We start from the raw sequence: 16154 nt of genomic DNA, 5'->3' as shown, positions 1-16154 counted from the left end.
CCTACTTCAGGACGAACAGTTCCCCGATCAGGGTCGGGGTGAGCACCTCGCCGTCCGGTCCGATCGAGGTACCGACGGTGAACCCGGTGGCCCCGGGCAGGGGGTCCTGGTCGAGCGTTTCGCCGGTCTCGGTGTCGAATGTCAGCAGTGCGAGTCCGGCGTCGCCGTCCCGGACGACGGTGTATCCGGTGGTGCCGGCGGTCTGCGCGGGCACGCCGAGCTGCAGCAGATCGGCTCGCTCCCACACCAGTTCGGCGTGGTCGCCGCGATCGCGCAGCGCCAGCAGCCGACCCTTCTCCGCGCCGGCGGGAATGATCAGTCCGCCGGCGGACGTGGACGGGGTGCCCAGGGTCGGGTAGCCGACGTCGTAGCTCCACCGCGGTTCACCGGTCTCGGCGTCGACGGCCCACAGGTGCCCGGCATTGTCGTTGGTGTACACGGTCTTTCCGTCCGCGGACAGGTTCGGGCCGCCGGCGGGGCCGCCCGGCAGCGTGCCGGTCGACCAGTCCTCGACGATCCTCGGATCGTCACCTCCGGTGTAGCGCATCGCGACCAGGTTGGCCTGTGGGGCGAAGGGGCGCCAGAATGTGAACACGAAGCGACCGTTGTCCAGATCGATCGCCGGCGTGTTCGCGACCGGGCACTGTTGCCCGCCGGCGAGGCACCCGTCGAGGCCCTGGTCGTTCGGAACGGGCTCGACATTCACACCCTGCGTGTACGACGCCGGCGGGATCAGGTCGTACGACGGCGCCACCTTGAAGCCGGTCTGCGGATCGAGGACGTTGATCTGGCCGAGCTGCGTGATGAACAGCAGGTTGCCGTCGCTGGTGAACTGGGCGGACCGCGGAGTGCCGGACACAGGTGTACGCCAGCGCAACTGGCCGCGCTCGTTGAACGAGCTCATCGCGCCCTCGTCGCCGATGTAGATGTTGGTGGCGGCGTCCACCACGGGAGTCGAGGTCGCGGCGCCCGGGCCGATCCGGGTGCACCAGCGCTTGCGGCCGGTGTCGATCTGGAACGAGAGGAGGTTGCAGCCCTCGTCGGTGCGTGCGGTGAGGAAGACCTGTCCGTTCGCCGCCACCGAGGCGTTCGTGGGGGTGGGGCCGCCGATCGGGCGGGACCACTGGAAGTCGAGCGACCGGGATCCCGTCACCGGGCTCGTGTTGCTGCTCCGCGCATCGGCGTGCATTCCCGGCCATCCGCCCGCACCGAAGACGTCCGCGGTGCCGGAATCCCCGCCGCATCCTGCGAGGAGGAGGGCCGAGATCGCCGTCAGCGCCGCCGCCGACGACCGTAGGGCACGCCGCATTACATCTCCTTGGGTAGGGATCTGCTCGGACCAGAGATTATCCCGGCTGCGATGTGCGGTCGCCGAACCGCCCCGGCGCATTTCGTGGGACCCTCGATGAAGGTCCCCGATCCGCGCTTCGATCCCGCCCGATCCGCAGCGCGTCGGGACCCGGCAGTTCCGTGACCCGGCAGGTCCGCGCGGAGGAGGCATCATGAGAATTGGTGTGCCGAAGGAGATCAAGAGCGGTGAGCTGCGGGTCGCGTTGACCCCGCTCTCGGTCACCGAACTGCGTGCGCAGGGACACGAAGTCGTCGTCGAGCGTGGGGCGGGCGACGGTTCGTCGATGTCCGACGGTGAGTTCGTCGCCGCGGGGGCCCGGATCGTCGATCACGCCGAGGACGTCTGGGCCGAGGCCGACCTGGTCGTGAAGGTCAAGGAGCCGCTCGCGCCGGAGTTCGAACTGATGCGACGGGGGCAGGTGCTGTTCACCTACCTGCATCTCGCGGCGTCGCTCGAGTGCACCGAGGCGTTGCTGTCGAGTGGCGTCACCGCGATCGCGTACGAGACGGTCGAACGCGCCGACGGCTCGCTCCCGCTGCTGGCGCCGATGAGCGAGGTTGCCGGCCGCCTCGCCACGCAGGTCGGGGCGCACGCGCTGCAATCCACCGCGGGCGGCTGCGGACGCGGCATCCTGCTCGGCGGGGTGCCCGGCGTTCCACCCGCCGGTGTCGTGGTCATCGGCGCCGGGAGCGCCGGGACCCACGCCACGGCGGTCGCGGTGGGGATGGGCGCACGGGTGACCGTGTTCGACCGCGACGTCGAGCGCCTACGCGCGCTGCACGCCCGCTTCGGGGCCCGTATCTCGACCGTCGTGTCGACCCGGACGGAACTCGAGCGGACGCTGGTCGACGCGGATCTGGTGATCGGCGCCGTGCTGGTGCACGGTGCCCGCGCGCCGCGGTTGGTCTCGTCCGAGCAGGTGTCCCGGATGCTGCCGGGCAGTGTGCTGGTGGACATCGCGATCGATCAGGGCGGGTGCTTCGAGGATTCGCGTCCCACGACTCACGACCAACCCACCTATATGGTTCACAATTCTATTATTTATGCGGTTCCCAATATGCCGAGCATTGTTCCCCATACGTCCACCCGTGCGTTGGTAAACGTTACGTTGCCGTTTGTCTCGGTGATCGCGGAAAAGGGTTGGCGTGGGGCGATGCGCGCCGACCCTGCGCTGGCGATGGGATTGAATGCCTGGTCGGGTCAGGTGACGCACGCGCCGGTGGCGCTGGCGCACGCGTTGCCGTACGTCTCGGTCGAGACCGCACTGTGTGGCTGATCCCGACTGAATTGTCCTGTTGGAGTGAACGCCATGGATGTAATTCGTCGGGGAAACTATCGTTGCCGATCGTTTATCGAAATCCGCTGCGACACGCGGCGAGGAATTGTGTCTAATAGATCCATGCAGCCGGGAACGCGGACAGAATCCGAAGCGGTCACAGTCGACCCCGGTCCTGGGGTCTCCGATATCGACAACCACCTCCTCGGATCGCCGTCCGCGGGCCGTGTCGTCACCTCGATGCTCGTCGCCGGCATCGCCGGCGCGATCGGGTTGGTGATGGCGTCGGTGGTCGCGATGCTCGTCACCGCACTCGGTGGGGCGCTGGTGGCGTATGCGGTCGCGCACGACGACGACTGGGTCCGGGCGTCGCGTCGTCGGCGCACCCGGCGGCGTCAGGTGTGGGTCAAGCCGCGCTGGAGTGGTCACTCGTGGGGCGGCCACAGCGTGAGCAGGCACGCCGCCCTCTGACCGGACGGGGCACGTGACGGGGCGCACAGTGGCGGTCCGTAGGCTTACGTGTCATGACGAGCATGTGGGGCGCACCGTTGCGCTCGAGGTGGCGTGGATCCCGACGTCGGGACAGTGAGCAGGCACGTTTCCTGACGCCGGCCTCGCTGAAGTGGGTCATCGCGAACAAGGCGTACACACCGTGGTACCTGGTTCGCTACTACCGTCTGGCGAAGTTCAAACTCGCCAACCCGCACATCATCACGCGCGGCATGGTGTTCCTCGGCAAGAACGTGGAGATCCACTCGACGCCGGGACTCTCCCGCCTGGAGATCGGCAAGTGGGTGCACATCGGTGACGGCAACGCCCTGCGCTGCCACGAGGGATCCCTGCGGATCGGCGACAAGGTCGTCTTCGGCAAGGACAACGTCGTCAACACGTACCTCGACATCGAGATCGGTGCGTCGACCCTCGTCGCGGACTGGTGCTACATCTGCGACTTCGACCACCGGATGGACGACGTGAACGTCCCGATCAAGGATCAGGGCATCGTCAAGGGACCGGTGCGCATCGGACCGGACACGTGGATCGCCGCGAAGGTCACGGTCCTGCGGAACACGCGCGTCGGCCGCGGCTGCGTGCTGGGCGCGCACGCCGTCGTCAAGGGCGAGATCCCCGACTTCAGCATCGCCGTCGGCTCGCCCGCCAAGGCGGTCAAGAACCGTCGCGTCGACTGGGAGGCCGGCGCCGCGGAGCGGGCGAAGTACATCGCCGCGCTCGAGGACATCGCCCGCAAGAAGACCATGAACGGCGCCGCCGCCGTCAACGGGAACGGCGCCGGCGCCTCACAGTGAGTGGGCTCGGGCGTGGGCCGGGCGGCCCGCTACCGACCGGGTAGCGGGCGCTCGGGAATCTCGGGGCGTGCCAAAGGATGCCGCACGCGGCGCTTGGCCGCCGAGTACACCTGGACCGTCTCCTCGGCGACCTTGCGCCAGTCGAAGTCGGCGGTCAGCCGCTCGCGAGCCGCCCGCGCCCGCGTCTGAGCGGCGGCGGGATCGTCGAGCACCTCGCGGGCCGCGGAGGTCAGTCCGTCCACGTCCCCCGGCTCGAACGACAGTCCGGTCACGCCGTCCACGACGGCCTCGCCGAGCCCGCCCGCGGTCGAGGTGATCAGCGGTGTGCCCGCGGCGGCCGCCTCGAGGGCGATGATCCCGAACGGCTCGTACCGGCTGGGGAGCACGATCGCGTCGGCGCCGTGCAGCCAGCTCAACAGCTCCTCGTGGTCGAGGTTGCCGAGGAACGTCACCGAACGTGCCACTCGGTGCGTGCGGGCCTGCTGCTGCAGCCACTCGAACTGGGTCCCCTCGCCCGCGACGGCCAGCGTCGTGCCCGGGTGGCTGCGCCGGATTCGGGGGAGTGCGGCGATCGCGTCCTGCACGCCCTTCTCGTACTCGAGCCGTCCGACGTACAGCAGCGTCGCCGGCCCCGACCGCGGTGCGCGCGGGCGGTAGCTCCACGTGGTGACATCGATGCCGTTGCGGATCACCGTGATCGGCGGCAGTTCGGGTCCGTACAGCTGAGTGACCTCGTCCTCCATGGACGCCGAGCACGTGATGATCGAGTCCGACTCGTTCGCCAGCCACCACTCCACCGAGTGGACCTGACGGTTGATCCGCCCCGAGATCCAGCCGCTGTGCCGGCCTGCCTCCGACGCGTGCAGCGTCGAGACCAGCGGGACGTCGTAGAACTCGGCGAGGGCGATCGCCGGATGCGCCACCAGCCAGTCGTGGGCGTGGACGACGTCGGGCTGCCAGCCCTCACCGATGCCGCCCTTCGACAGCGCGACCCCGGCGCGGACCATCGCGTGGCCCATCGCGAGCGTCCACGCCAGCATGTCCTCACCGAAGATGAAGTGCGGCGGATCCTCGGCGACCGCGACCACCAGAACGCCCTCGGAGATCTCCGTGACGGTCGGGTGCGTCGTCGGATCGGTGCCCGACGGCCGCCGCGACAGCACCACCACCTCGTGGCCGGCGGCGGCCAGTTCGGTCGCGAGGTGATGGACGTGCCGTCCCAACCCGCCGACCACGACCGGCGGGTACTCCCACGACACGATCAGAATCTTCATCACACGCTCCCAGCGAATGCGGCTGTATCAGTCAGCGGACCGGGCAGGCGCCGCGCGTCGAGGGCGGGGAACAGGCCGTCGGCGGCGTTCCATCCGTCCGCGAGACGGCGTGCGACGTCGTCCCGGCCGGACGCGACCGCGTCGGCGATTTCCCGCAGCGCGTGGGCGTGCTTGTGGGCCCGATCCCGCGCGTACCCGGCTGCCGAGTCCTTGCTGACCATGAACGCCCAGTCGCTCGAGACCGCCATCAGCGTCTCACGCAACATCTGGTCGTGGACCCGATTGCGAAGTTCCGGTCTGCCCGGATTCGCATCGCGCGACTTGTCGATGGTGTCGAGTGCGGTCTGCACGACCTCCGCGTTGAGCTGGACCAGGTCGGAAACCTGGTCGCCGGCCCACACCCGCCAGTCCTTGCCCGAACCCCACGACGAGTCCTGCAGTTCCACGGGTGCGCCGACGTAGCCACGGGCGCGTGCATCGGCGAGGGTGCCGACGTCGATCCCGGCCTCGGGCAGCGCGCGCAGCACCTTCTCGAGCCACTGCGGGCCCTCGAACCACCAGTGCCCGAAGAGTTCGGTGTCGAACGCGGCGACGACCAGTGCGTCCCTGCCGATGCGCTCGGACTCGCTGCGGAGTCGTCGTCGGACCGTCTCGACGAAGTCCTCGACGTGCTTGTCGATCGCCGCGGCGGCCAGGTCCGGGTCGTACGGGGCCTTCTGCTCGGACGGCACACTGCGCCCGGTGACGCGCGCGGGCTTGAGCCCGGTGTCGTGGTCGTACGTGTGGAAGTCGCGGTAGGCGGCGTGGCCCGGGTACCCGGTCTTGGGGGACCACACGCGGTAGCTGACCTCGAGGTCGCGGCCGAACGCGACGACGTCGGAGTCCCACACCGGCCGACCCTCCGACGTGTCGCCGCGCAGCGCGGGGCCGTCGACCATGAAGTGCGACACGCCCGCGGCTGCGTAACCGATTTCCATGCCCGGCGTGTAGCCGCACTCGGGCGCCCAGATGCCGGACGGTGTGTGGTCCCAGCGGGCCTTCGCGTCCGCGAGGCCCTCCGCGAGCGAGAACGCGCGCAGGCGGGGATCGAGCAACGGCTGGAACGGATGGGCCAGCGGGCCGCCGAGCAGTTCGATCGCCTCGGCGTCGATCAGTTCGCGGATCACCGCGGATCCGCCGTGGCGCCAACGGGTTTCGAAGTCCGCGAGCGCCGTGGCGGACGCGCGGTGCTCGCGCGCACCGAGTTCCTTGTGTGACGCCGACGGCATCCCCGCCGCCTCGTGCGCGCGGATCTGCCAGTTGCCGAGCCAGTGGTGCATGCCGTCGAGGCAGTGCGGGTCGTCCAGTTGGGCAGCGAGCACCGGCGTGATGCCGAGCGTCAGCAGCCGTGAGCGGCCCTCCGTGGCGAGCCGGCGCAACACGGCCGTCACCGGCAGGTACGTCGCCGCCCACGACTGGTACAGCCACTCCTCGCCCACCGGCCACCGGCCGTGGTTCGCGAGCCACGGCAGATGCGAGTGCAGGACCAGGCAGAACATGCCCGGCTCTCGGGCCTCGGCGGCCCGACCCCCCTGAGTGCCGGTCATGCCACAGGATCCTTGATCGCGATGGCGACGAGGTCGAGGCTGTCGTCGATGTCGGCTTCGCGGAGTTCGAAGTCGTCGACGTCGATGCCCTCGACGTCCCGGGTGAGGTCCTCGGGCCACGGCTCGCCGGCCAGGGCGCGGTCGATCTGGGCGTCGATGAACGAGCCGCCGTGCTTGGTGTCGAGCGCGCGCAGACGCGCGGCGTGGTGGACGCCGGTCATGACCGCCACCCGGAAGCCGGCCTCGACGAGCAGTTCGGTGAGCTCGGCGGCGTTGAGTTCACGCGTGTGGAACGGGTTGAGGGGGGTGTCCCGGCCGGGGGAGAACGTGATCCGGTTGGGCGTGCTGACGAGCAGCTCGCCGCCCGGCGTCAGGACACGGTGGCACTCGCGCAGGAACTGCGCCTGGTCCCACAGGTGCTCGATCACCTGAAAGTTCACGACCGTGTCGACGGAACCGTCCGCGAGCGGAAGTTCCGCGAGGTTGCCGTGCAGCATCTCCACCCGGGGGTACCGGGCACGGACGTGTTCGACGGCGGAGATGTCGTAGTCGAGCCCGGTGACCTTGGCGGCGACGTCGGCAATCATGTTGGCGCCGTAGCCTTCTCCGGATCCGGCCTCCAGGACGGTGCGGCCGGTGCAGCGGGGGAGCAGGTCGCGGTAGACCACCTCGTGGCGCCGGAACCAGTAGTTCTCCTCGGGGATTCCGGGCACGGTCCGCTCGCCGGTCAACGGCAGCGTCGCGGCGTCGTCGGGGGACGGCGTCGTGGTGTCGAGGGACTCGGCGGTGGAACCAACTGTGGATTCGCTCACCCCAGCGAGGTTAGTGCCCGCGGTGTCGACGGCGGTCGGGGTGGTCCACATCACACGCATGAAACGCCCGGTAGGCGGTTATGGTGAGACCGGATTTCGCCTAAGTTACCCGTGGGTAACTTAACGTGGGGTAATCTGTCGCACAGCCAACGTGCAACGAAATTACTTACGAGAGCTCGGCATCTCGCGGAGCCGCTCGCGATCATCAGGTAGATAGACACAGGAGGTCGACGAAGACCCATGACGAACATCGTCGTTTTGATCAAGCAGGTCCCCGACACGTGGTCCGAGCGCAAGCTCTCCGACGGCGACTTCACGCTTGACCGCGAGGCCGCCGACGCCGTGCTCGACGAGATCAACGAGCGCGCAGTCGAAGAGGCTCTCCTCATCAAGGAGGCCCAGGGCGGCGAGGTCACCGTGCTGTGCGCCGGACCGGACCGCGCCACCGACGCGATCCGCAAGGCTCTGTCGATGGGCGCCGACAAGGCCGTCCACGTCAACGATCCCGCCCTGCACGGCTCCGACGCCGTCCAGACCGGCTGGACCCTCGCCGCGGCCCTCGGCCAGATCGGCTTCGAGAACGGCGAGGCCGCCGATCTCGTCATCGCCGGCAACGAGGCCACCGACGGCCGCATCGGCGCCGTCCCGGCCATCATCGCCGAGTACCTGGGTCTGCCGCAGCTCACGCAGCTGCGCAAGCTGACCCTCGCCGACGGCAAGGTCACCGGCGAGCGCGAGACCGACGAGGGCGTCTTCGGTCTCGAGGCCGGTCTGCCGGCCATCGTCTCGGTCACCGAGAAGATCAACGAGCCCCGCTTCCCGTCCTTCAAGGGCATCATGGCCGCGAAGAAGAAGGAAGTTCAGGTCCTCACCCTGGCCGACCTCGGCGTCGATCCGGAGACCGTGGGCGTCGCCAACGCCGGCACCACCGTCACCGCATCCACCCCCAAGCCCCCGCGTACCGCTGGTGAGCGCGTCGCCGACGAGGGCGACGGCGGCTCCAAGATCGCCGCGTACCTCGTGGGCCAGAAGATCATCTGATCGCGCCCCCTCGAGACCAGCAGAGAAGACAGGGAGAAGTAAGCAATGGCAGAAGTACTCGTGCTCGTCGAGCACGCCGAGGGTGCACTCAAGAAGGTCAGCACCGAGCTCATCACGGCCGCCCGCGCTCTCGGTGAGCCGGCTGCCGTCGTCACCGGCCCGGCGGGTACGGCCGCGAAGCTGGCCGACGCGCTGGCTGCCGCCGGTGCCGCGAAGATCTACGTCGCCGAGTCCGACGACATCGACGGCTACCTCGTGACCCCCAAGGTCGACGTCCTCGCCGGCCTGGTCGAGACCGCCGGCCCGGCCGCCGTCGTCACCGCCGCCAGCACCGAGGGCAAGGAAGTTGCCGGTCGCCTGGCAGCTCGCATCGGCTCCGGCCTGCTGTCCGACGTCGTCGAGGTCAAGGCCGACGGCAGCGCCGTCCACTCGATCTTCGGTGGCGCGTTCACCGTCGAGGCCAAGGCCAACGGCGAGGTTCCGGTCATCTCGGTCCGCCCGGGTGCCGTCGAGGCCCAGCCGCAGGCTGCTGCCGGCGAGCAGGTCGTCGTCGAGGTTCCGGCTCAGGACGAGAGCGCCGTCAAGGTCGTCTCGCGTGCCCCGATCGTCGGTGGCGATCGTCCGGAGCTCACCGAGGCGTCGGTCGTCGTCTCCGGTGGCCGTGGCGTCGGCAGCGCCGACAAGTTCTCGGTCGTCGAGGAGCTCGCCGATTCGCTCGGTGCCGCCGTCGGTGCATCGCGCGCCGCCGTCGACTCCGGCTACTACCCGGGCCAGTTCCAGGTCGGTCAGACCGGTAAGACGGTCTCGCCGCAGCTGTACATCGCGCTCGGCATCTCCGGTGCCATCCAGCACCGCGCCGGCATGCAGACCTCGAAGACCATCGTCGCGGTCAACAAGGACGAAGAGGCCCCGATCTTCGAGATCGCGGACTTCGGCGTCGTCGGCGACCTGTTCAACGTCGCACCGCAGCTCACCGAGGCTGTCAAGGCTCACAAGGGCTGATCCCGGTCCCAGGCTCGCACGCCCCCGTCACCGGTTCCGGTGGCGGGGGTTTTGTGTTGTGCCCGTCCACTTCCCGCTGCGCGCGGATTCGTCTCCCGCGCGCGCAATCGTGCGCGCGGGGAGTCAATTCGCGCGCAGCACCGCGCCCAGGGGGCGGGGCCGGTCGTCGCGCCGCTGCATCGATCGACGAACTCTCGCTCCGATCACGTCCGGACGGTCGAGGTCTCGCCACGTCCACCGCGCGACCTCCCAGCCGGCGTCGCGGATCCTGTCCTCACGTTGCTTTTCTGCGAACACGGCATCGCCGGCATCCTGGCCTGGGCGAAGGTACTTGCCGTACTTCACCTTCCCATCGAACTCGCCCACCACGCCTGCGGCGGCGAACAGGAAGTCGACGCGTCCGATCAGCAGACCGTCGGGGTCGAGGAGGGACGCCTGCAGATCCGCCGTCGGTAGCCTCAGCGCAGCGAGGGCCACGCGGCTGCGGGATTCGCCGACACTCTCGCTACGTCCGTCGAGAAACCCGAGGGCCCGCAGCGCGGCCGGATAACCGGGCCGACCAGTTGCGTACCGGAGCGCTGCGGCCACCGCGCCGGGGCTCTCGGCCGCCGAGCGCAGCGCCGAATCGCCCACGACGACCGCAGCTTCGAACGATTCCGTTCGGCACAGGTCTGCAACGGTGCGTACGACGGACGTCAGCTGGATGCCGTCGCGCACGATCACGTCCCCGTCGAGGAGTGGTGCGCTGTGCGAGTGCAGGTGCCGGGTGCGCCGTCCACCTCCCGTCCGGTTCCGCGTGACGTGTACGCGGTCGAGTGGGATGTCCCACAATGACAGGCCGTGCAGCACCGCGGCGGACTGGTGGCTGACGACGGCGTCGGGATTCAGTCCCGGTAGCGTCGCCCGGATCAGTTCGCGGTGTCGCTGCGCGGGGTCCATCGAGGCATCGGCTACTGCGCTCAGGTATGTGCCCGGACGGAGCCTGCGCAGACCTCCGTTTCGGCAGAGCGTGCGGATCTCGGCGTCGGTGAAGCCTCGGGAGAGCGCATCGCGTCGTCTCAGTGTTCGAGGTGCAGGCTCGGTCATGGCCTCGATCTTCGACGTCGCAGATGCGATGCGCGACGCCTGTTCGCGCTGCTGTGGACAACTCCGACGTTGTCCACAGCCGCCGCGCGCGCGGATTCGTCTCCCGCGCGTGCAATCGTGCGCGCGGGGCGTCAATTCGCGCGCGGCAGTGACGTTCACCGAACCGGCATCCCGTCGACATGCGGCTGATGCCTCGTCGCCGGACGGGCTCGATAGACCTCTGGCATGACAACTTCGCCACTCGTCGAGACCGTCTACACCGCGCCCGTGACTTCAGGGACCACCAGATCCCGCTACTCCCTCCTCGTCTCCTCCGACCGCGAGCATCGTGAGGCGGCGCAGCGCCTGCGCTACCGCGTGTTCGCCGCCGAACCCGGCTTCGTCCTCCCCCCGTCTGCCGAGCGGATCGACGCCGATCGGTTCGACGACTTCTGTGACCATCTCCTCGTCCGCGACAACGTCTCCGGTGACTTCGTCGGCTGCTATCGGATGCTGCCGCCCGACGCCGCGGTCGCGGCCGGGGGCTACTACACCGCGACCGAGTTCGACCTGTCGGCGCTCGACCCCGCGAGACGGCGGGTCGTCGAGATGGGACGGGCCTGTGTGGACGTCGACCACCGCTCGGGCTCGGTCCTGGCACTGATGTGGGCGGGGATCCTGCACTACCTGCAGCTCACCGGCCACGACACCGTCATGGGCTGTGTGTCGGTGCCGATGCAGGACCGCCCCGACGCGGTTGCCGGTGCGAACGTGCGCGGCGTGCGCGATTTCCTGCTGAGCCGCCACGCCGCCGATCCGTCGACGTGGGCGCGACCGCTGCGTCCGGTCCGGGTGGACGGCCGTCCCCTCGACGACATCGCCGCGCCGCTGCGGCCGTCGGTGCCGCCGCTGCTGCGTGGCTACCTGCGGCTGGGCGCGAAGATCTGCGGCGAACCCGCGCACGACCCGGACTTCGGTGTCGCCGACTTCGTGGCCCTGCAGAGCCTGCACGACGCCGACACCCGCTACCTCGAGCGGTTGCGGCGCGCGTCGGCGGTGATCGAGGCCGCGGCATGAGTCATTCGTGGCTACCGACGAGCCCGTGCGGCGACGGCTGCCTGCCGCGGCGCCCCGAGCGGGTCCCGGTCGCGGTCGCGTGCGGCCGCTGGATCGCGCTGGTGGCGGTGGCGTCGGCGTCGGTGCTGCTGCCGATCGTGCGACTGCTCCCGCGGCAGCCGCGGGTGGCATGCCATCGAATGTTCGCGCGAACAGCACTGCGCGGCATCGGTATCCGGATCGACGTGTCCGCGTCGCCGGCCCGAGTGCCCGGCGGGACGCTCGTGGTGGCCGGGCACGTCTCGTGGCTCGACGTCCTGGTGCTCGCGGCGGTGCTGCCGGGTCGGTTCGTCGCCCGCGCCGACCTGCTGACCTGGCCGCTGCTCGGTGGCGTGGCCCGGCGGGCCGGGGTGATCCCCATCGAGCGGGGCAACCTGCGCGGCCTGCCGGACACGGTCGCCACCGCGCGGGATCGGCTGCTCGCGGGGGACACGGTGATCGTCTTTCCGGAGGGGACCACGTGGTGTGGTCGGGCGTTCGGTCGGTTCCGGCCGGCGTTGTTCCAGGCCGCGGTCGACGCGCAGCGGCCCGTCCAGCCGGTGCTGGTGGAGTATGTCGACGCGGCGGGGGCGCACACGACCGGGCCGTGCTTCGTGGGCGACGACTCGATCGGAGCCTCGATGCGCCGGGTGCTCAGGAGTCGCGGCCTGCGGGCCCGGGTGACGCTGGGGGCGCTGCAGGCCCCGGGCCGCGACCGTCGGGAGCTGGCCGAGCGGTGTGAATGCGAGGTCCGCCGCGGCGCTGCGGTGGGCGCGGACCGCATCCTTGCGCGTCTGGAAGGTCGTCGTCGCGCACGTGCTGCGTGACGGGGGTCTCCGCGGCGTGACGGGTCCGGGTGAACGGCTATCCTTGTCGAGTCATGATCTCGTCTGCCACCAGCTCAGCGGTCTACCTCGACCACGCCGCGACCACACCCATGTATCCGGCAACGATCGAGGCGATGACCGAGGTCTTCGCCACGGTGGGTAACGCCTCGTCACTGCACGGATCGGGTCGGTCGGCCCGGCGCCGGATCGAGGAGTCCCGCGAGTCCATCGCCGCCTGCCTCGGGGCCCGGCCGTCCGAGGTGATCTTCACCTCCGGTGGTACCGAGAGCGACAACCTCGCCGTCAAGGGCATCTACTGGGCCCGCCGCGACGCCGACCCCAAACGCACCCGCATCCTCGCCAGTGCCGTCGAGCACCACGCCGTGTTGGACGCCGTCGAGTGGCTCGTGGCCCACGAGGGAGCCCACGTGACGTGGCTGCCCGTGGACGCGGACGGTGCCGTCGACCCCGACGTCGTGCGGGCCGACCTGTCGGTGCACGCCGACGAGACGGCCCTCGTCACCGTCATGTGGGCCAACAACGAGATCGGCACGATCAACCCGATCGCGCAGATCGCGGCCGTCGCCGCAGAGTTCGGCGTCCCGATCCACAGCGACGCGGTGCAGGCCGCGGCGCATCTGCCGGTCGACTTCGCAGCGAGCGGCCTGTCGGCGCTGAGCATCGCCGGGCACAAGTTCGGCGGCCCCCAGGGCGTCGGCGCCCTGCTGCTGGGCCGGCAGGTGTCGTGTGTGCCGCTGCTGCACGGCGGCGGGCACGAACGCGACCTGCGCTCCGGAACCCAGGACACCGCGTCGATCGTCGGACTGGCGTCCGCGCTGCAGATCACGACCGCCGACATGGACGTGCGCGGCGCCGAGCTGGCGGCCCTGCGGGACAGCCTGATCGACGGCGTCCGGCGCGCGGTCCCCGATGCGATCCTCAACGGCGCCACCGGTGCCGGGCGGCTTCCGGGTAACGCGCACTTCACTTTTCCCGGCTGTGAGGGCGACTCGCTGCTGATGCTGCTCGACGTCGCCGGCGTCGAGTGCTCCACGGGTTCGGCGTGCACGGCCGGCGTCGCGAGCGCGAGTCACGTGCTGACCGCGATGGGCGTCGACCCCGTCCTCGCGCGTGGATCACTGCGATTCTCGTTGGGGCACACGTCGACCGAGCGGGACGTCGAGGCGTTGTTGTCGGCGCTGCCGCAGGTGATCGAGCGTGCCCGCGCCGCCGGACTGGCGAGTGCCGGCGCTCGGGGAACACACGGAGGGAATCGGTAGATGCGAGTTCTGGCGGCGATGAGCGGCGGCGTGGACTCCGCGGTCGCGGCGGCCCGTGCGGTGGCGGCCGGCCACGACGTGGTCGGTGTTCACCTCGCACTGTCGACGGCGCCGGGCACACTGCGGACCGGGTCGCGTGGCTGCTGCTCCAAGGAGGACGCGGGCGACGCCAAGCGTGCGGCGGATGTGCTCGGAATCCCTTTCTACGTCTGGGATTTCGCGGAGCGCTTCAAGGAAGACGTGATCGACGACTTCGTGGAGGCGTACGCGGCGGGGGAGACCCCCAACCCGTGCCTGCGATGCAACGAGAAGATCAAGTTCGCGGCGCTCGCGGACCGCGCGATCGCGCTGGGCTTCGACGCCGTCGCGACCGGTCACTACGCGCGGCTCGAGGACGGCGTCCTGCGCCGCGCCGTCGACGCCGACAAGGACCAGTCCTACGTGCTCGCGGTGCTCACCTCGGAGCAGTTGTCGCGGGCCATGTTCCCGGTCGGCGACACCCCCAAGGAGCAGATCCGCGAGGAGGCCGCCGAGCGCGGCCTCGCCGTGGCGAACAAGCCCGACAGCCACGACATCTGCTTCATCCCGTCCGGTGACACCCGCGCGTTCCTCGGCGCCAAGATCGGGATCCGTCCCGGCGCGGTCGTCGACGCCGACTCCGGTGAGGTCCTCGCCGAGCACGACGGCGTCCACGGGTTCACCATCGGTCAGCGCAAGGGGCTCGGTGTGCAGGGCCCGGCCGCGGACGGTCAGCCCCGCTACGTGACGTCGATCGAGCCCGAAACCGGTACGGTCCGGGTCGGTTCGGCCGAGCGGCTCAAGGTGTGGACCATCTCCGCCGAGCGCGCGATCTGGACGTCCGGGCAGGCGCCCGAGGGTCCGATCGAGTGCGTCGTTCAGGTGCGTGCCCACGGTGGCACCGCCCGCGCGGTGGCCGAGGAAGTCGACGGCGGGATCTCGGTGCAGTTGTCGGAACCGCTCACCGGTGTCGCGAAGGGGCAGGCCGTGGTCCTGTACCACCCGGACGAGGACGGGGACGTGGTCATCGGCAGCGGCACCATCTCGGGAACCTCCGCGGACCGTCCGTGACGGGCGCCCGCGTTCCCGTCGGCGTCGCGACGGGCGTCGGCTCCTGGCCCGGGACCGATCCGCGGGCGGCCGCCGAGATCGTCGTCGGCGAACTGCCCGCCCTGCCGCACCTGGTGGAACTTCCGGCCCGCGGCATCGGGGCCGACATGATCGGCCGGGCCGCGGCGCTGCTGATCGACATGCCGCTCGACACCTCCACGACCGGCTACCGCCTCACGCAACGGGTCGGCGCGGCCACCCGCACCGCCCGCGATCTGCTGGCCCGCGACCTCGATGCCCTCGAGGAGGCGTGGGAGCTGGCGGGACGCCGGGGCACCGACCAGCCGGTGAAGGTGCAGGCCGTCGGCCCGCTGACGCTCGCATCGCAACTGGAACTGCACGCCGGGCACCGGGTGCTCACCGATCGGGGTGCGCTGCGCGATCTCACCGAATCGCTCGCGGAGGGTGTCGCGGCCCATGTCGCGGACACGGCGCGGCGCCTCGGTTCACCGGTCGTGGTCCAGTTCGACGAGCCCGGACTGCCCGCGGTCCTCGCGGGTTCGCTGTCCGGGGTGTCGATCCTGCAGACCCCGCGTGCGCTGCCCGAACCGGAGGCGCTGGCACTGCTGCAGTCGGCGATCGAGCGGGTCGGCGCGCCCGTGCTGGTGCACTGCTGCGCCGCCGACGCCCCCCTCGGTCTGCTGCATCGCAGTGGTGCGTCGATGGTGGGCCTCGACGTGACCACGCTGCGCACCGCGGACCTCGACGGCATCGGCGAACTGCTCGACGCGGGAATCGACCTGGCGCTGGGCCTGGTGCCCACCACCGCGCCCGAACGCACACCGGGCTGGCGGGACCTGGCCGAGCCGGCGACCCGTCTGCTCGATCGCCTGGGCTTCGCGCGTGAGTTGCTGTCGTCGCGCGTGACGGTGACCCCGGCGTGCGGTCTGGCGGGCGCGGACGCGGACTGGGCCCGCACGGCCCTGCGGTCGGCGAACGAGCTGACCCGTGCCTTCGCCGACGGTGCCGACCCGTCCGCCATGGCCTGAACGGGAGTTCGCGGCACGTTTTCGCGCTGTCGGCGTGACCGGAGTTCCCGTTCGAGGAGCACTGTCGCGAGGCGAAACCTGTCAGCTGGCTGCGATAACCTTCCCAGGTGGACCAGAACGAAGC

The 16154-nt window shown here is 70.2% G+C and carries 15 protein-coding genes; 10 read left to right on the top strand and 5 right to left on the bottom strand.

Going from position 1 to position 16154, the window contains the following annotated elements; genetic code table 11:
* Window position 1: 1 nt before the first annotated feature.
* Window positions 2-1309, bottom strand: coding sequence for a PQQ-binding-like beta-propeller repeat protein (locus DEU38_RS16795; RefSeq protein ID WP_114722540.1), 1308 nt, complete (start codon window positions 1307-1309; stop codon window positions 2-4).
* Window positions 1310-1502: 193 nt separating this feature from the next.
* Between DEU38_RS16795 and ald the strand changes: the two genes are divergently transcribed.
* From ald to DEU38_RS16780, 3 genes are all read left to right on the top strand, one after another.
* Window positions 1503-2627, top strand: coding sequence for an alanine dehydrogenase (gene ald / locus DEU38_RS16790; RefSeq protein ID WP_114722539.1), 1125 nt, complete (start codon window positions 1503-1505; stop codon window positions 2625-2627).
* Window positions 2628-2750: 123 nt separating this feature from the next.
* Window positions 2751-3098, top strand: coding sequence for a hypothetical protein (locus DEU38_RS16785; protein ID WP_254622589.1), 348 nt, complete (start codon window positions 2751-2753; stop codon window positions 3096-3098).
* A 53-nt stretch (window positions 3099-3151) separates the two neighbouring features.
* Entirely contained in the window at window positions 3152-3931 is a 780-nt protein-coding gene (locus tag DEU38_RS16780; RefSeq protein ID WP_114722538.1) for an acyltransferase, read from the top strand.
* Window positions 3932-3960: 29 nt separating this feature from the next.
* Here the strand turns inward: DEU38_RS16780 and DEU38_RS16775 are convergent, their stop codons facing one another.
* The 3 genes from DEU38_RS16775 to DEU38_RS16765 are packed head-to-tail and all read right to left on the bottom strand — an operon-like array spanning window position 3961 to window position 7603.
* The gene (locus DEU38_RS16775) at window positions 3961-5205 is read right to left on the bottom strand and encodes a glycosyltransferase family 4 protein (RefSeq protein WP_114722537.1); all 1245 of its coding nucleotides are present in this window, start codon (window positions 5203-5205) and stop codon (window positions 3961-3963) included.
* Window positions 5205-6791 (bottom strand): glycoside hydrolase family 57 protein, encoded by a 1587-nt coding sequence (locus DEU38_RS16770; protein ID WP_181818820.1) that lies wholly within the window; start codon window positions 6789-6791, stop codon window positions 5205-5207. The genes DEU38_RS16775 and DEU38_RS16770 overlap by 1 nt, the downstream gene beginning before the upstream one ends.
* Entirely contained in the window at window positions 6788-7603 is an 816-nt protein-coding gene (locus tag DEU38_RS16765; protein ID WP_114722606.1) for a class I SAM-dependent methyltransferase, read from the bottom strand. The genes DEU38_RS16770 and DEU38_RS16765 overlap by 4 nt, the downstream gene beginning before the upstream one ends.
* A gap of 240 nt (window positions 7604-7843) precedes the next feature.
* Between DEU38_RS16765 and DEU38_RS16760 the strand changes: the two genes are divergently transcribed.
* Window positions 7844-8644, top strand: a complete 801-nt coding sequence (locus tag DEU38_RS16760) for an electron transfer flavoprotein subunit beta/FixA family protein (protein WP_114722536.1) — start codon at window positions 7844-7846, stop codon at window positions 8642-8644.
* A gap of 45 nt (window positions 8645-8689) precedes the next feature.
* Window positions 8690-9646: an electron transfer flavoprotein subunit alpha/FixB family protein gene (locus DEU38_RS16755; RefSeq protein WP_114722535.1), complete on the top strand. Its 957-nt coding sequence runs from the start codon at window positions 8690-8692 to the stop codon at window positions 9644-9646.
* Window positions 9647-9769: 123 nt separating this feature from the next.
* Here DEU38_RS16755 and DEU38_RS16750 read toward each other — a convergent pair whose 3' ends face one another.
* Entirely contained in the window at window positions 9770-10732 is a 963-nt protein-coding gene (locus tag DEU38_RS16750; RefSeq protein WP_114722534.1) for a hypothetical protein, read from the bottom strand.
* 225 nt (window positions 10733-10957) lie between these two features.
* Between DEU38_RS16750 and DEU38_RS16745 the strand changes: the two genes are divergently transcribed.
* Genes DEU38_RS16745 through DEU38_RS16725 form a run of 5 tightly spaced genes read left to right on the top strand, consistent with a single transcriptional unit; the run spans window position 10958 to window position 16030 of the window.
* Window positions 10958-11788, top strand: coding sequence for a GNAT family N-acetyltransferase (locus tag DEU38_RS16745; protein ID WP_114722533.1), 831 nt, complete (start codon window positions 10958-10960; stop codon window positions 11786-11788).
* The gene (locus tag DEU38_RS16740) at window positions 11785-12633 is read left to right on the top strand and encodes a 1-acyl-sn-glycerol-3-phosphate acyltransferase (RefSeq protein ID WP_114722532.1); all 849 of its coding nucleotides are present in this window, start codon (window positions 11785-11787) and stop codon (window positions 12631-12633) included. The genes DEU38_RS16745 and DEU38_RS16740 overlap by 4 nt, the downstream gene beginning before the upstream one ends.
* A gap of 53 nt (window positions 12634-12686) precedes the next feature.
* The gene (locus DEU38_RS16735; RefSeq protein WP_114722531.1) at window positions 12687-13913 is read left to right on the top strand and encodes a cysteine desulfurase family protein; all 1227 of its coding nucleotides are present in this window, start codon (window positions 12687-12689) and stop codon (window positions 13911-13913) included.
* Window positions 13914-15002, top strand: coding sequence for a tRNA 2-thiouridine(34) synthase MnmA (gene mnmA, locus DEU38_RS16730; RefSeq protein ID WP_114722530.1), 1089 nt, complete (start codon window positions 13914-13916; stop codon window positions 15000-15002).
* Window positions 14999-16030 (top strand): methionine synthase, encoded by a 1032-nt coding sequence (locus DEU38_RS16725; RefSeq protein ID WP_114722529.1) that lies wholly within the window; start codon window positions 14999-15001, stop codon window positions 16028-16030. Before mnmA ends, DEU38_RS16725 begins: the two co-directional genes overlap by 4 nt.
* Window positions 16031-16154 lie beyond the last annotated feature (124 nt).

This window comes from Rhodococcus sp. AG1013 (assembly GCF_003350365.1).
Classification (GTDB): Bacteria; Actinomycetota; Actinomycetes; order Mycobacteriales; family Mycobacteriaceae; genus Prescottella.
The sequence above is the reverse complement of the archived record's forward strand: the minus strand, read 5'-3'. Positions and strand labels throughout refer to the sequence as shown.

Bases quoted from the DNA above. Each gene is read 5' to 3' on its own strand.
- DEU38_RS16795 (WP_114722540.1), bottom strand. From the start codon at position 1,309: ATGCGGCGTGCCCTACGGTCGTCGGCGGCGGCGCTGACGGCGATCTCG.
- ald (WP_114722539.1), top strand. From the start codon at position 1,503: ATGAGAATTGGTGTGCCGAAGGAGATCAAGAGCGGTGAGCTGCGGGTC.
- DEU38_RS16785 (WP_254622589.1), top strand. From the start codon at position 2,751: ATGCAGCCGGGAACGCGGACAGAATCCGAAGCGGTCACAGTCGACCCC.
- DEU38_RS16780 (WP_114722538.1), top strand. From the start codon at position 3,152: ATGACGAGCATGTGGGGCGCACCGTTGCGCTCGAGGTGGCGTGGATCC.
- DEU38_RS16775 (WP_114722537.1), bottom strand. From the start codon at position 5,205: ATGAAGATTCTGATCGTGTCGTGGGAGTACCCGCCGGTCGTGGTCGGC.
- DEU38_RS16770 (WP_181818820.1), bottom strand. From the start codon at position 6,791: ATGACCGGCACTCAGGGGGGTCGGGCCGCCGAGGCCCGAGAGCCGGGC.
- DEU38_RS16760 (WP_114722536.1), top strand. From the start codon at position 7,844: ATGACGAACATCGTCGTTTTGATCAAGCAGGTCCCCGACACGTGGTCC.
- DEU38_RS16755 (WP_114722535.1), top strand. From the start codon at position 8,690: ATGGCAGAAGTACTCGTGCTCGTCGAGCACGCCGAGGGTGCACTCAAG.
- DEU38_RS16750 (WP_114722534.1), bottom strand. From the start codon at position 10,732: ATGACCGAGCCTGCACCTCGAACACTGAGACGACGCGATGCGCTCTCC.
- DEU38_RS16745 (WP_114722533.1), top strand. From the start codon at position 10,958: ATGACAACTTCGCCACTCGTCGAGACCGTCTACACCGCGCCCGTGACT.
- DEU38_RS16740 (WP_114722532.1), top strand. From the start codon at position 11,785: ATGAGTCATTCGTGGCTACCGACGAGCCCGTGCGGCGACGGCTGCCTG.
- DEU38_RS16735 (WP_114722531.1), top strand. From the start codon at position 12,687: ATGATCTCGTCTGCCACCAGCTCAGCGGTCTACCTCGACCACGCCGCG.
- mnmA (WP_114722530.1), top strand. From the start codon at position 13,914: ATGCGAGTTCTGGCGGCGATGAGCGGCGGCGTGGACTCCGCGGTCGCG.